This is a genomic window from Sphingobacterium sp. 40-24 (assembly GCF_001899705.1).
Lineage (GTDB): Bacteria > Bacteroidota > Bacteroidia > Sphingobacteriales > Sphingobacteriaceae > Sphingobacterium > Sphingobacterium multivorum.
Genome location: NZ_MKWH01000009.1, coordinates 75,055 through 89,700 on the forward strand (window position 1 = coordinate 75,055; position 14,646 = coordinate 89,700).

Sequence of the window (14,646 nt, forward strand, 5' to 3'; positions counted from 1 at the left end):
TAAGTCAATTCTCTTTTAATCAATAAGCCATTATTCTGCTAAAGATAGGAATATGCCCCGAATTTGCGATCAAAAGAAAGTGACTACAATTAGCTTGACGTAAATCCACGTGGAACATCTCCATGAATAAGAATAAAGAAACCCCGGCAAGCAGGGTTCCTTCAAGTTAAATAGGTATGTAATATGGAATAAAAACACGTAAATTACTTATTGATAAAATCACCCGGCTTCTCGGAATGATTATGATATACCCCCATCATGGGAAGGACGGTACTGAATGCTTTCTTATCCCCATTTTGATAGTTAACTACAGCCTTTATTCTGACTTTATAATTAGTCAGATCAACTTCTTTCGCCTTGTCTGATCCAATCCGAAATCGCACGGATACTTCCACAGAAGTATTTTCATTGTTTTTAAATGGCAGAACCAGTATCTGCTGCAGCTTTATTTCCACTTTGGAATCTGACGATCGGACGTCTTTCACAACAACATTACTGACATCGTCCCGAAATCGCTCGCCCCGAAATACCAGCGCCCCATGGGTTGCTCGCAAACTGCCGCTATATTGTCCAGGGTGCTCCTGATAACGGTAGTAAACATTCATCGATACATCAGTAGGTTTTATCTTCCTAGAAGAAAAAAACCGAAATAAAGCATACACTAGTGCACTAAACAGAAATATATATAAATACATCATAATCAACTCATCATTCCATCTGAATGTCAATATCCTTGCGTTCGTAGATATTCCTCTAAATGCGTGTAACAAAAGTAAAAAGTAATTATAGACGATAACAGAGACCCTAGGGTCTTATTTACAATTAGGAAAATAAAAGCTTATTAGGTTTACTGAAAATAATGCATTTTTGTTTGCCTTATGAAGCCAAATATTATTGTAACCATCTTAATGTTGCTCTGCATAGCAATCATCCGTTTCGGAAGAGACGCGACGATGGCCAATAATCAGGTTGCAGCAAAGACGTGTGTCGCCAATAATTCCCCTCTACTCATTGCAAAGGAATATACTGAGTATACTAATCCGATGTATTACTATCATCATTCCGGCCTATTTCTTCCCCTCAGCCAAATTAAAAGGGATGTTGATCAAGAAAAAGGCATTTTCTGGCTCAAAAAGGAAATAAATCTAACAGACAGCTTAACAACAGGCAATTATGTCTTATCCTTCGACAATTTAACGTATGTCAATCTCACTCTAATCGACGCAAAAGGTGAAATCGTATATAAAAAGAAAGCAGGCTTGTTCCGTAAACGCAAGGAACTGGATCCGCGAGATGGCCGTGATCATTTTGTTTTAAATCTGGAGGCGGGAAATCCTTACACAATTTTGCCCCGGGTAAAACACAGCAAAGGCTACACGCCGCTGTATAATTTTCATTTACAGACAGAACTGGATTATATTAAAAAGAAACAGCGTAGCCGAACTGTCCATGCATTTATGGAAGGTGCTATTATTGTACTCCTGCTGTATATGGCATTGGCATGGATGGTATCACGCTACCGACCTTATATCTGGATTTTTCTGTTCTTGCTATCTATTGGAATGTATAGCGTTGCGCTCCAAAACTTCTTTGTCGATTTTATCTTTTATGACAGTCCCCAACTGGGTTGGAGCATGGTATCGCTCTTCAGTAGATTTGCCGCCATTAGTTTCTATCTGCTGACCATAGATTTTCTTCAACTAAGGAGGCTGCACACCCGTTATTATAAAGTAGCCTGTTATATTATTGCCACCATCGGTCTCACGGCAGTAGTTACATTTGTCAATAATTTTTATTTTGTCAATTATAAACAAAGCAACTGGGTAAATATTACGCTCGGCATTATTCATATGCTCTATTTTTCCAACCTTTTTATTTCGCTCTGGAAAAAGATAGACCTCATGCAGCGCTTCTTAGCGTATGGAAGTGTGTTTTTTGTAACCGGTATTACGGCTATGGTATACTGCGCACTGACTTTACAAGAACAGGCCATACAATATGTATCTATGCTGACCCAGTTTTTTGCTTTGTGCATTACCATGTTGCTATTGATCGGTATACGCTTAAAATTGCGTAAAAATGAACTGGACTATCATCAGTCGACCGAGTCAATTGTGCTGGAAAGGACAAACGAACTAAAGAAAGCAAATAACGCCCTTTATGAACAGCAGATCCAGCTGCTTCAAAAGAATCGCTATATTGAGACATTGATCGATGAAGTTAATCATCGGGTAAAAAACAATCTTCAACTTTTATATAGCCTCGGCAGCCTATACAAAACAGGAGAAAACCATGGTGCTCAATATAATCAGGCCATCCAATCGATGCAAGACCGCATTCACGCCATGATGCTGGTCAATCAGCTCCTGGTATATAATCAAAACAGCCAGCTGAAATTAAAAACGTTGGTTATTGAAACGGTCAATTATCTCAGACAGATGCATGATCCGGAAAAAAAGGTCTGGATTAACGTCGACATTGAACAAGACTGGTTGATATCCACAAACACGTCGATCCCTTTAGCATTGATCATCACAGAGCTATTGACAAATAGTTATAAATATGCTTTTCCAAAAGGAATTATAAACACTCCAGTCATTAACCTGCGTATCATTAAGAAAATGTTTGTGACAACTATGCACTTTGAAGATAACGGCGTGGGGGCATCCGAAGCAGTTTTATCAACTTCTTTCGGAATCGGCCTCGTGAAAGATCTCACCAGGCAGATCAAAGGGACCGTGACCATCCAGCAAGAGCGAGGATTTCAGTATATATTTGAATTTAACAACATGATATGAGCCTAAAAGTATTAATTGTAGAAGACGAAATGATTATTGCCCGATTTATTGAATATCAGCTTAATTCCCTCTATACAGACTTGGCGTTACATATTGCGCTCACCGTTGACGAGGCAGATCAATACATGGCGCAAAATTCGCCCGATCTGGTACTCTGTGATATTCAGCTCAATGATCGATTAGATGGCATTGAGTTAATGGAAAAATATGCCGCAACCAAGCTTTTTAGCCTTATTTTTATTACTTCGTATCAGTCAAAAAGCAGCATTGACCGGGCTGCAGCATTAAATCCTGAAAATTACATTATCAAACCCCTTGGAGAAAACCGCCTCTATGCAGGTACGCACATGGTTATCCAGCGCCTGCAACAACAAAGAGATAAAAACCAAACGGTGGAAAAACTAAAAACATTGACGCCTGCGGAATTGAATATCCTTAAGTTGATTGCACTCCGGCATACGACAAAATATATTGCGGATAGCCTGTTCCTGAGTCCCCATACCATCAAAAATACGAGGCACCGCATCTGTAGGAAGCTTGATCTCCAGGAAGAAAACAATGCGCTCTTGTCCTGGGCTATTGAACATCAGCATTTGCTGAAATTCTAAGTCAAAAAAATAAGGGTTTGTCCATTACAAACCCTTTCCCATAAAATAAGAATTAATGCAAATTATGTCGGCTGATTCGAGTGTTCGTTCGATTGATAAAGCTCCCCTATCTTCAATACTGTACTAAACGCTTTCGGCTTTCGGTTGGCATAATTCAACACACCGGCAATGCGTATCCCTTTGCCTTCCAATGTTGCTATTTCACCTTTCTTTCGCTGTAATTTAAATCGCACCGATACATCTGAATCGCCTTTTTTGCTTTCGAATGGCACAACCACAATCTGTTCTAAATTGACAACCAAAGCAGGGTGGTCGGGCTTGACCTGTTTGATCACCATATTTTTAAGCTCTTCATCTTTAGATTTTGTCCGAAATACAAAAACACCACTTTTTGTTCGATAGTCGCCACTGTATTGCCCCGGCCTATCCTGAAACAGGTAGTTGACCTGCATCGAAACAGCTTGGTTAAATTGCTTTTCCCGTTGCTTTGATTGCAGCATAAAATACATAATAAATAAAACGATAACTGAAACTGCTAAAATAAGTACCATAATAAAATAGATAATAGGACTAGGTGTTATACAATCTTATGATTGCATTTAACTATATCTCAAAATTAGGGTAATAGGCAATTGATGACTAAAATTGACAGGGGACAAATTGGGGACAATCACATATTTAGCTAAAATCAACCGTATAATGTATTTTTATATAGATTTTAATGAACAGTTACTCAAGGACTATACGAATTCGAGGTTTACTTTCCCTTCTGAAAGAGAAAATCAGCTACACGCTCCATAAAACCGTGTAGCTGATTAGCGCGATCTAAGCATACAAGGAAATAGTTTAACTTGTAGCTAGATTGAAATTAGTCGATCAGTTTGGACTGATGACGTTCCAATGTATTATATATTTTCTTGACATCCTGGGATTTATCTTTTTGTAACACCAATATCGCATCTTTTGTATGCACAAGAATACTATCGCGCATCCCCACAAATGCTGTATAGATATCCGTACCGATAACCATATTGCCATTCTCATCAACCGGATGACCCGTCTGTTTTAAATAATCGTACATGGATTCAAAGGAGCCAAGATCAGACCATTGGAAACTCGTCGCAACAACGCGAATTTTCTTGGAGCGTTCCATCACAGCATAATCAATGGAGATTGATGGAATCTCCTTAGATAGGGCCAAATCCAGCTCACCATCCTTGCGATGCTGCCATGCGTTGAATGCTGTTGCATACACTTTAGGCTCAAAAGTCTGTAACTCGGCCAAAAACGTATCCGCTCTAAAACAGAACATCCCAGAATTCCATAAGAAATTGCCGCGTTCAATAAAATCTTCTGCGGTATCTTGATTAGGCTTCTCGCGGAAGGACAAAACTTTATCATCCTTATATTCGATATAGCCGTACCCCGTTTCAGGACGTGTCGGCTGAATACCAAACGTAACAATATAACCTTTATTAGCCTTTTCTATTCCAGCTTTGATTGCTTCAGCATACGCCTCCTCACCCACAATCACATGATCGGAAGGTGTGACAATTAAAATATCATCGGGCTGGGCCGCAAAGGCAGCGAAAGCAATCGCTGCGGCAGTATTACGGGGTGTAGCCTCTACAATGTCAATATAGTCTATCTTATTGTTTTCCATGACTTCACGGCTCAAACTATGGTTATCACAGTTGCCCACAACAATCACTTGCCCACAAAGGGATTGATTACGCTTAACGGTCATTTCAAACAATGAGCCATCCTTAAATAAATCAAGGTATTGTTTGGGATAACTTTTGCGTGAAAGAGGCCACAAACGGCTACCTACTCCACCTGTTAAAACAACATGAATTATTTTGCTCATAATCTTTATTTTTGCTCTTCCTCTTTTGCAGCGACAACACGACGCAGACCCGCGCTCGAAAAACGATGTGTTCGCTTATTATAATAGATTTCAATATTCTCTTCTACGCAGTACATACGGCCCGAAAAATCTTTATCCCGATACTCCTCGCCAATAATACGGATATGAATAGGAAGTGCTTTGATCATATCAATCAAATCTTGCTCCGTCTCATAAGGGATAATTTCATCGACATAACGACAACCTTCCAATTGTACATATCGTTCGACAATTGTTTGCGTCGGTTTAGCTTTCTCAGGAAATACTTCTGAGGGATCAGTATTTAATCCAACAATCAGGTAATCACAATTTCTCTTCGCTTCTTCAAGCATCATAATATGGCCAGCGTGTAATAAATCGAACACGCCGAAGGTAATTCCAATTTTCATCTTATAATCTTTTCTCTAGTGGTTGATTAGATCGTTTAGCTTCGTACTATCTATAATGATTAGACTATTTCTAGAGCTGTTCCATCTTGCGAATTGGCATCTGCAACAATTCTTCGCAAGCCCGAGCTTGAGAAGCGGTGATCTCTGCTATTGAAATAGAGTTCAATACCTTTTTCCTCACAATAGGTTCTTCCAGTAAAGCTTTTCTCGCGGTATTCATCGCCAACAATTCGCACATCAATATTGAATGAGCGTAAGATATCTTCTAGGTCTTGCTCAGTCGCATAAGGAACAATCTGATCGACATATTTACAACCCTTGAGCTGTATATAACGTTCTACAACGGTCTGAACAGGTTTGTTTTTTTCAGGACGGTCAATAGTTGGATCTGTCTGTAGGCCACAGATCAAATAATCACATTGTCTTTTTGCATCTTCCAACATTTTAATATGCCCAGCATGCAGCAGGTCGAATGCACTGAAAGTAATACCAATTCGCATTCCTTTTTCTGGAATTTTTATCATAGTCGCATTGATTTTAATAGAATAGAAATTTTATTGTATTCATATACCAAAGATAAGATATATCTAATAACAATTGGAGGTAATATTTGGTTCGATAAAAATAGGATTACTATATAGTCAAACCTACATCGTGATGTCGAATAAATAATTGCGCACAAGCACGCGCATCCGAAAGAGCTTCATGATGATTCAATTCAATACCCAAAACTTCACAGCAGGCATTTAAACGAGCAGGTTTAAATCCTTTCCCTTGATAAATCTTAAATGTGCATTCCCATCTGTCCATTAATCCAAGGTGATCATAGGATAAATTATAGTAACTCATCGTTTTGCGAAGTACACCACGATCAAATAATTCATTATGGGCCACCATAATTCGATTATTAATAAGAGGATAAATTCGCGGAAACAACTCCTTGAATGTGGGAGCCTGCGCAGTATCCTTAGGCCGAATACCATGCACACGTGTCGTCTGCCACATATACTGGTTGTTGGGAGGTTGTATTAATGAATAGAATTCCTCAACAATAATTCCCTGCTCTACGACGACCAAACCTACCGCGCAGGCCGAATTTTGATTAGCCGTAGCTGTTTCAAAATCTATTGCTGTAAAACTTAATTCTGATTGCATCTAAACTTATCTTAATATTTTAGGCAAAATTAGTATTTTTTTTTGCACTTAAACCTTAGGCTTGCTCCGTAATCTCTTAATACCTTGAAGCTGCTAATTTAATAAATATAAACTTTTAAAGAATTTTTAGCAATTCAAATTCCATTAGCTTAACTGATATTTTTAATGAAAGAAATAATTTTATGGCATGCGTCGCCGCTCCCATATGGATTGTGTAATTCCCTCATCCTATTATATAATACACTGTTTTCTAATAGATTTTGTGTTTCCTCTACTATTTTTGCTTTATCGGTTCCGACTAATATAACTGTGCCGGCCTCAACCGCTTCAGGACGCTCCGTAGTATCACGCAAAACTAAGACTGGCTTGCCTAGACTTGGGGCTTCCTCCTGAACTCCTCCGGAATCAGTAATAATTAAATAAGAGCAATTCATCAACCAAACGAATGCAGGATAAGATAGTGGATCGATTAAATGTATGTTAGATATATTAGATAAAATTTGGTATACGGGCTTGGATACATTTGGATTTAAATGTACTGGGTAAATAATCTGAACTTCTGGATTTATCTTAGCAATATCTTTTAAAGCCTCACATATATTGATAAATCCTTGTCCATGATTCTCTCTACGATGCCCCGTTACGAGGATTAATTTCTTTGAATGATCCACAATAGTCTTCAGAAACGTAATTTCTTTATCATTAACATATTCGACTTCTTTAGTACTATAAAGTAAGGCATCAATCACTGTATTACCAGTAACGACGATAGTATCTTCTTTTATATTCTCTGATAATAAATTTGTACGTGATGCTTCAGTTGGAGCAAAGTGAAAATCAGCCATACGGCCAGTTAATTGGCGATTAAGTTCCTCTGGGAACGGAGAACGCTTGTCGTGGGTTCTTAATCCCGCCTCGACATGACATATTTTAGCTCCAGAATAGAAAGCGGCAATACTAGCGGCCATAGTAGTAGTTGTGTCGCCATGCACATACACGTAATCAGGTTTAAATTCTTCCATGACACTCTTTAAGCCCATTATGATTTCGGCAGTAAGTGTATAGAGATTTTGATCTTTTCTCATTAGGTTTAAATCAAAATCTGGGTGAATATCAAAAAAGGCTAATACTTGATCAAGCATCTCACGATGTTGGGCAGTAACACAAACCTTAGTCTGAAACAGGTTTTCCGCCGCAAACGCCTTTACCAATGGTGCCATCTTTATGGCCTCGGGCCTTGTTCCGAATATAATTAAATTTTTTTTCATAAAAATCTGCTAAACAAAGCCTACCTTAAAAAAATACAGGCTTATTTGAAAATTACATCTATACAACTCTATTATTTTACCGAAAACATTGCATCAAAGAATCTTCATATTGTTGCCAGGTATATTTACTACAAATAAAATCTTTCGCGCTCTTTTTTAAATAAATGTATTGGTCGTGATCCAAGAGAATGGCATTTACTGCACGAGCAAACTCCTGAGGATCATCTTTAACAAGAAAATGCTCACCGTCTTTCGCTCCAACGATAGGATTTGCCGCGTAACTCGTAACAACATTAATTGTCCCTAAAGCCATACTCTCTAGCAGTTTATTTTGGATTCCGCCACCATTTTGCATGGGCGCAACCACTGCCAAACTAGAATTCAAAATAACATATGGATCTTGTACATAACCTGTGATCAAAACATTCTTACGTCTTTTTTGTAAATCTAATATTGGTGTAGCAGGGTTTCTTCCAATAATAGTAAGCCGAATTTTAGGGTCCAAATAATCGAGGACATACTTATCTAACCATAAAATAGCATCAATATTAGGTTGATAATTCATTGTTCCTAAAAAAACAATATCGTATGAAAAACTTAAATTAATTTTATCGTAGTTGAATAACGAGCTATTTACACCGTTCGGGATCCACTTGGCATTATTTTGAAATCGGTTCAATTCCTCTGCTTCTTCTTTATTGACCAGCAGAACACACCTAGCATGCTCGGAAACATATCTCTCCATCGATGCCAAACGCCCAGCTTCGAGTTTATAAATCAATTTAAAAAATTGGGAATTTGTATTTTCTTTTGATTTCGAATAGCTTTTTGATAATAGATCTACCATATCAACAATTAGTTTATTTTTCGGAATCAAGTCTATATAACTACTCGTTCTGATCATACTGCAAACGACATAATCATATTTATCAATGCTACTTATCAACTTTTTGCGGGCCTTTTTACAGCTATACACAGCAGATTGAAAAGGACGGCGAGTAAAGATTGCGGCGATTAAGTTTACAGCTTTTTCAATTAAACCTATCGAAAAAAAACTACTGACAATTTTATTCTCTTCGAAATATGACATATCGTGATCTTCAGGTGTTAACTGTAAAATCATCATTTCAACCTCAAAGTGTTTCTGAAGAATACGAATTAAATTGAATGTCTTGATTCTGTATCCACTATCCGCAGGATACGGAAAACTAGGCAGTATTAATAATATTCTCATAGATTACTGAAATATTTTATTATTTTCTGTTTAACAACTTCTTTTGAGAAACGCTTTAGTTGCATCTCCCCTTGATAAATTCGACTATCCATTTGAGATGGATTAAGCAAAACACTTTGCATCTTAGTGGCTAAATCTTGTTCATCATAAGGATTGAAGTAAATCGCAGCGTCACCAGCAATTTCAGGGAGACATGATGAAGCGCTACTTAATAACGGTGTCTTATAAGTCATCGCTTCAATCAGTGGAATACCAAATCCTTCTTCTATTGAAGTAAAAACAAAAAGTGAAGCTTTCTTGTATAAATCCTCAACTTCTGCATCCGTTTGATAGCCTAAAAACTCAACACGATTCGAAATCCCCATGTCAGCACATATTTTTAAGTAAGAGCGTACGACTGAACTATCTCTTATACCTAATATCTTAAGTGAGTATTTTTCGCGTATTTCGTCAGGAAGCAAAGCAAAACCTCTCAATAATACTTTTGTATTTTTATAATCAGGTTCTCCTCCCAAATGAAAAATATAATTCTCTCGAGGAATATCACTATGTAAAGACTTTAATTCAATTGAATTAGGAATTACCGTAATTTTATCTTCCGAAATATTAAATCTATTAATTATCTTACTCTTTGAATATTCCGACACAGTAATTATATGATCAAATCGATGAATGATTCTAGGGACGATGAACCTCCGATAGGCTTTACCTATTTTTTGACGTACAGATTTCGAATCACCTAGGTTTTCCATAAAGATGAGGTCATGTACAACCAAAACATTAAGATTTCCCTCATCCACCATAAACAGTGGTGCCGTGTTATAAGGAAATATATACATCCCCTTATTTCGTTTTTGAAAAATTGGAACACTAATTTGTTCCCAAAGTATATAATTTCTTAGTCCGATCGAATTGTAGCCAAGATCTGTCTCACCACCTCGCACTATTGGATTCACATGAAATCCTTCATTGGACAAAACATGATCGATATAATTGATATATTTTCCCATCCCCCTAAATTCACCCTTGGAGAAATTTGCGTCATAATAAACTTTTGTAACCATATTCTACAACTGCTTTATTTTAGATATCTGTATCGCTATATCAAATTTATCCTGAACCAATTTCATAGAATTTTGGCCGAACACCAATCGTGCCTCTGTATCCTCGAATAGCGATTCTATAGCTTGAAAAAGAGAACAATCATCATTATAATTTATCAAAAATCCGTTGTAATTAGTCTTCACCATTTCACTTACACCTCCACTATCTGTTGCTATAATTGGTAAGCCAACAGACATGGCTTCTAAAATCGAAAGAGGAAAAGATTCAAATCGCGAGGGAAGAATAAAAACATCAAGTTGTTCTAAAAACCGATCCACTTCATGGATAAATCCTTTCAATACAATATTCTTTACATTTGAGCGAGCTAACATTTCTTTTAATATCCCCATATGTGGACCATCTCCAGCAATATGCAACTCAAGTTTATTGTTATTAAATTTTTCAATAAAAACTTTTATAAGCCATTCCAATCCTTTATTCGCTTCAACCCGCGATACAACTCCAAAAATTATCTTTTCCGTAGACATATTTCTAATGACGCGGGCTGGTTTCTTTTTGATAGAAATTCCGTTATAGATAATGTTTACTTTACTACGATTAAAAGAAAAGACCTCATGTCGAGATTTGTTATAAAGAAGAACAATATGACGACAGAATAAATAAGAAAAATTAAGAAGAAGAGGGCCTAAGATCCGTCTCATTCCTGAAAACGCATTATTTGAAGTATGCTTATAAGCTATTTTGTTTTTACATCTAATAAATGGAGCGAGATAAATCACGGCATTACCATTAAGAATAATCTTATCGATACGTTTTAACTTTATTTGTTCATTAATTATTCTAATCGTACCAAGTTTACCCTCGGCCTCCAAAAAATAACTCGTATTTTCAGGGAGTATATCGTAAAGCTGCTTGCATTTAACGATAGAATACAACTCTACGTCAGTTTGATGAAACGCAGTTGCCAAAGAAAGTACAAAGCGCTGCCCTCCACCAAAAAAAGACGTTAAATCAACTATTAATACTTTCTCCTTCAACATCTTTTTTTAAATAATTAACGATCTCATATAATACGAAATACAATCCTAGTAAATAAATGCTGAAACGGAACAGGAAATTCCCAGGATCATATGCAAACCAACGTGGATAAACGGAGAAAATAATAATGGGTACAATTTTCAGAATACTTTTTCCTCTATCTTTAAATGTATAGTTTATTCCTTTTGCTAAAATATAGCCCAAAGCCACAACACCTAGGTAACCAAACCATACATAAATATATAGCGAAACCAATCCCCCCCCTCCCAGATTAGTATAGTTTTTGCTAAAACTTGGTAACCTAGCTTCCTGCCACACAAATGAAGATGGAACAAACCAATTCAGTAGGAAACCAAGCATAGAATAGAATCTAGTCCAAAAATCTAAAATTCCATCCTGTATCAGCCCTAAAAAAGTCACAGAAGAATAGAAGACATCTGTTTGATTGACAATTAAAACTTCTCCTTCTTTTGCGAAATCCACACCTTTTACTAATGTGTCATAATCTATTCCTCCCGTCATCTTCAAGGCGCTAATGACCTCTGAAATAAGAACTCCAAGAATACACAAACCAATTATTTTCCATAGCTTAAAATAATTGTCAAAAAATAACAGGAAAGTTAATAACCCCATTTGAACCATTTGAATACGGTAGCCTCTAACAATACATTGTAAGCAATATGCAATTGCAATACCCATCAAAATTTTTCTGTGTCGGTTATTTACGGCAAAAAAGAATCCAACGATAAATAGTAAATAAAAATACTCCAAAATCCCCCCCTGACCTTCAAGATTTTCCATATAGGCTTCATAAGAATTCTCGCCGTCACCAACAACGCTCTGACCTTTCATCGTAATGACAATGAATATCAAAAGAATTGCCAGTCCCCAAAAAAAATATTTATTTGATCTTGTAGGCACTAAATCTATTAATTTAAACCGTTGAATGTTAATATTTGGCTTTAAGAATAAAAAGAATGAATTTAAAAATATTGAATGAATAATGAGCGCTTTATCAAAAAGAGCTGGCTCATAGTACTCAGTATAGACGACCATTCTATACCCTAAAAAATAGTAGGGAAACAAAAACAATAAATATGAAAGAAAGAATAACGCCATAATCATAGCAGGCTGTATATTCTTCAGACATATTATTAAAAAAAAGTTTGTGAGCGTTGCCAACACGAGGACGGTTGTCATAAAATCAGGATAATAAGTACCTAATACCATAAAAATAATATTTATAAGTACCCAACCTATACGTGACATCCTTCCTAACAATAGACTCATAAGCCTAAATAAATCGCTTTTTGAAATAATAAATTTTTTTTACTAGACAACGTGGAATACGATAAAACCAGTTGATCTTCCCCCCCTGAGTCATTAAATCCGACAGTATATCTTCAACGTGTTTTTGTTCGTGATCTCGTATATAAAATGGTCTCAGATTGACTAATAAATAATTATTGAAGAATTCCTTAAAGTAAGGAACATTAGAATCTAAATATTGATCCTTATATTTTGAGAAAAAACTTCCTACCAAATGTCTATCCAATTCAGGAAGCTTACCAGTAGCCTGATCTGAATTACCCACAAAATAGTATGATAGATAAGTTGGAATGTAATAAGCTTCAGAGACGCTAAGCATGATTCGGAACCACATGTCAATATCTTCTCCATGACTAAGAAGCTCGTCAAATTTTCCAACTTTATTGAAAACGTCTCTCCGAACCACAGTAGAGGAAGAATTAAATAGCGCAGACTTCGAAGCTTGCTTGAAATAATCTTTCAATTTGACAGCATCTTGCTTAATCTCGAAAGGATCTCTATTAAAATTAACCGAAGTACCTTCTAACACTTCTTCGAATCTAACCCCAACTATTTCCAAATCAGGGTGAATTTTAATTGTATGTGCTACGCAGTTTAAAAATTCAGGGTGCCAAACATCATCAGCATCCAAAAAACAAATATAATCACACTTTGCTTCTACAATTCCTATATTTCGCGCAGATGACACTCCACCATTTTCTTTTCGAATAATTCTTAGCCGCAAATCCTTGATTTCTCTCTCCAACACCTCCACACCATCATCTGTTGATCCATCATCGACCAAAAGCAGCTCAAAATCCTGAAAGCTCTGAGCCAATACGCTTTTTACAGAACGAAGGATATAAGCAGATTTATTAAATAAAGGAATGACTATTGAAAACTTCATATCAAATTACTCCCATCCTTTTCTTTTTGCAAATCTCATATACAAACGAGCCGACATCTTTTTCAACAACATTAGAAGTTTCATTTTTAATGATATTTCATCTCGCAAAATATCAATTACACCATACGACTTCCATTGAGGAAAAGTTTTTGAATCTACAGATGGACTCAACATCAGTGAGCGCTCCAAACTCCTCGTTTTAATTACCTGCTGATTCCAACCGCGATTTCTGTAATAATCACGACGATTTCTTAAAGCTTCTATAGAATCTAATATGTTTTTTTGATTCTTAACCTTCGTAATACTACCTTCCCGAACCCGGTAATAATATAAAGATTCGTCAACCAAACGAAAAGATTTTGAAAGGTCCAAAACCTGATGCACTACAAACTCATCTTCATGCAATCTATTTACCGGAAATCTTAAATCCTTCCAAATACTCTTTCTGTACAATTTATTCCAAACAGTAATTGCATTGACATCAAACTTTTCATCATATAAATTTTGGTTGACAAAATCACCACTAAACTCTTCTGCTGAAACCTCTGCTATACTTTGGTCGTCTGGTATTACATCATTATAAAATCTTGTGAAATAACACATACATATATCTCCGTCAGCTATGGAATTGAACAGAATGCTTACAAAATCCTTGTGAATAACATCATCGCTATCGATAAAACAGATGTATTCACCTTTACAGACTGTTAATCCGGAATTTCGAGCATCCGATAGCCCACCATTTGGTTTATCAATTACTTGGATTCTCGAATCTTTCCGAGCGAACTCATAACAGATATGTAGGGAATTATCAATAGAACCATCGTTAACAACAATTATTTCCAAATTTCTATAACTTTGTTTACAAATAGATTCAAGACAATCCACTAAATATAGTTCTACATTATAAACTGGAACTATAACAGAAACCAATACGGATGAAATGCTATTTTCAACTATCATTTTTAAT

The 14,646-nt window shown here is 36.4% G+C and carries 15 protein-coding genes; 2 read left to right on the forward strand and 13 right to left on the reverse strand.

Going from position 1 to position 14,646, the window contains the following annotated elements:
* Nucleotides 1-203: 203 nt before the first annotated feature.
* The gene (locus BGP15_RS03620; protein ID WP_286768728.1) at nt 204-605 is read right to left on the reverse strand and encodes a hypothetical protein; all 402 of its coding nucleotides are present in this window, start codon (nt 603-605) and stop codon (nt 204-206) included.
* Between the two features lie 273 nt (nt 606-878).
* On the opposite strand from BGP15_RS03620, the gene BGP15_RS03625 reads away from it, so the two are divergent.
* Nucleotides 879-2,798, forward strand: a complete 1,920-nt coding sequence (locus BGP15_RS03625; protein WP_286768729.1) for a 7TM diverse intracellular signaling domain-containing protein — start codon at nt 879-881, stop codon at nt 2,796-2,798.
* Nucleotides 2,795-3,406: a response regulator transcription factor gene (locus tag BGP15_RS03630; RefSeq protein WP_286768730.1), complete on the forward strand. Its 612-nt coding sequence runs from the start codon at nt 2,795-2,797 to the stop codon at nt 3,404-3,406. The genes BGP15_RS03625 and BGP15_RS03630 overlap by 4 nt, the downstream gene beginning before the upstream one ends.
* 62 nt (nt 3,407-3,468) lie before the next feature.
* Here BGP15_RS03630 and BGP15_RS03635 read toward each other — a convergent pair whose 3' ends face one another.
* The 12 genes from BGP15_RS03635 to BGP15_RS03690 all read right to left on the reverse strand — a co-directional run bounded on the left by BGP15_RS03635 (nt 3,469) and on the right by BGP15_RS03690 (nt 14,639).
* Nucleotides 3,469-3,906 carry a hypothetical protein gene (locus tag BGP15_RS03635; protein ID WP_286768731.1) on the reverse strand — a complete coding sequence of 146 codons (438 nt, stop codon included), beginning with the start codon at nt 3,904-3,906 and terminating at the stop codon, nt 3,469-3,471.
* 368 nt (nt 3,907-4,274) lie between these two features.
* Nucleotides 4,275-5,273: a mannose-1-phosphate guanylyltransferase gene (locus tag BGP15_RS03640; protein WP_286768732.1), complete on the reverse strand. Its 999-nt coding sequence runs from the start codon at nt 5,271-5,273 to the stop codon at nt 4,275-4,277.
* A gap of 5 nt (nt 5,274-5,278) precedes the next feature.
* Entirely contained in the window at nt 5,279-5,701 is a 423-nt protein-coding gene (locus tag BGP15_RS03645) for an adenylyltransferase/cytidyltransferase family protein (protein WP_286768733.1), read from the reverse strand.
* A gap of 59 nt (nt 5,702-5,760) precedes the next feature.
* Nucleotides 5,761-6,225, reverse strand: a complete 465-nt coding sequence (locus BGP15_RS03650; protein ID WP_236590157.1) for an adenylyltransferase/cytidyltransferase family protein — start codon at nt 6,223-6,225, stop codon at nt 5,761-5,763.
* A gap of 109 nt (nt 6,226-6,334) precedes the next feature.
* The gene (locus tag BGP15_RS03655; RefSeq protein WP_286768734.1) at nt 6,335-6,856 is read right to left on the reverse strand and encodes a 3'-5' exonuclease; all 522 of its coding nucleotides are present in this window, start codon (nt 6,854-6,856) and stop codon (nt 6,335-6,337) included.
* A 149-nt stretch (nt 6,857-7,005) separates the two neighbouring features.
* Nucleotides 7,006-8,124 (reverse strand): non-hydrolyzing UDP-N-acetylglucosamine 2-epimerase, encoded by a 1,119-nt coding sequence (gene wecB / locus BGP15_RS03660; RefSeq protein WP_286768735.1) that lies wholly within the window; start codon nt 8,122-8,124, stop codon nt 7,006-7,008.
* A 76-nt stretch (nt 8,125-8,200) separates the two neighbouring features.
* Nucleotides 8,201-9,358, reverse strand: a complete 1,158-nt coding sequence (locus BGP15_RS03665) for a glycosyltransferase family 4 protein (protein ID WP_286768736.1) — start codon at nt 9,356-9,358, stop codon at nt 8,201-8,203.
* Complete coding sequence (locus BGP15_RS03670) at nt 9,355-10,422, reverse strand: glycosyltransferase family 4 protein (protein WP_286768737.1); 1,068 nt, start codon at nt 10,420-10,422, stop codon at nt 9,355-9,357. The genes BGP15_RS03665 and BGP15_RS03670 overlap by 4 nt, the downstream gene beginning before the upstream one ends.
* A gap of 3 nt (nt 10,423-10,425) precedes the next feature.
* Nucleotides 10,426-11,463: a glycosyltransferase family 4 protein gene (locus tag BGP15_RS03675; protein WP_286768738.1), complete on the reverse strand. Its 1,038-nt coding sequence runs from the start codon at nt 11,461-11,463 to the stop codon at nt 10,426-10,428.
* Nucleotides 11,435-12,691: a hypothetical protein gene (locus BGP15_RS03680; protein ID WP_286768739.1), complete on the reverse strand. Its 1,257-nt coding sequence runs from the start codon at nt 12,689-12,691 to the stop codon at nt 11,435-11,437. The genes BGP15_RS03675 and BGP15_RS03680 overlap by 29 nt, the downstream gene beginning before the upstream one ends.
* A 64-nt stretch (nt 12,692-12,755) precedes the next feature.
* The gene (locus BGP15_RS03685) at nt 12,756-13,676 is read right to left on the reverse strand and encodes a glycosyltransferase family 2 protein (RefSeq protein ID WP_286768740.1); all 921 of its coding nucleotides are present in this window, start codon (nt 13,674-13,676) and stop codon (nt 12,756-12,758) included.
* Nucleotides 13,677-13,682: 6 nt separating this feature from the next.
* Nucleotides 13,683-14,639: a glycosyltransferase family 2 protein gene (locus tag BGP15_RS03690; RefSeq protein ID WP_286768741.1), complete on the reverse strand. Its 957-nt coding sequence runs from the start codon at nt 14,637-14,639 to the stop codon at nt 13,683-13,685.
* Nucleotides 14,640-14,646 lie beyond the last annotated feature (7 nt).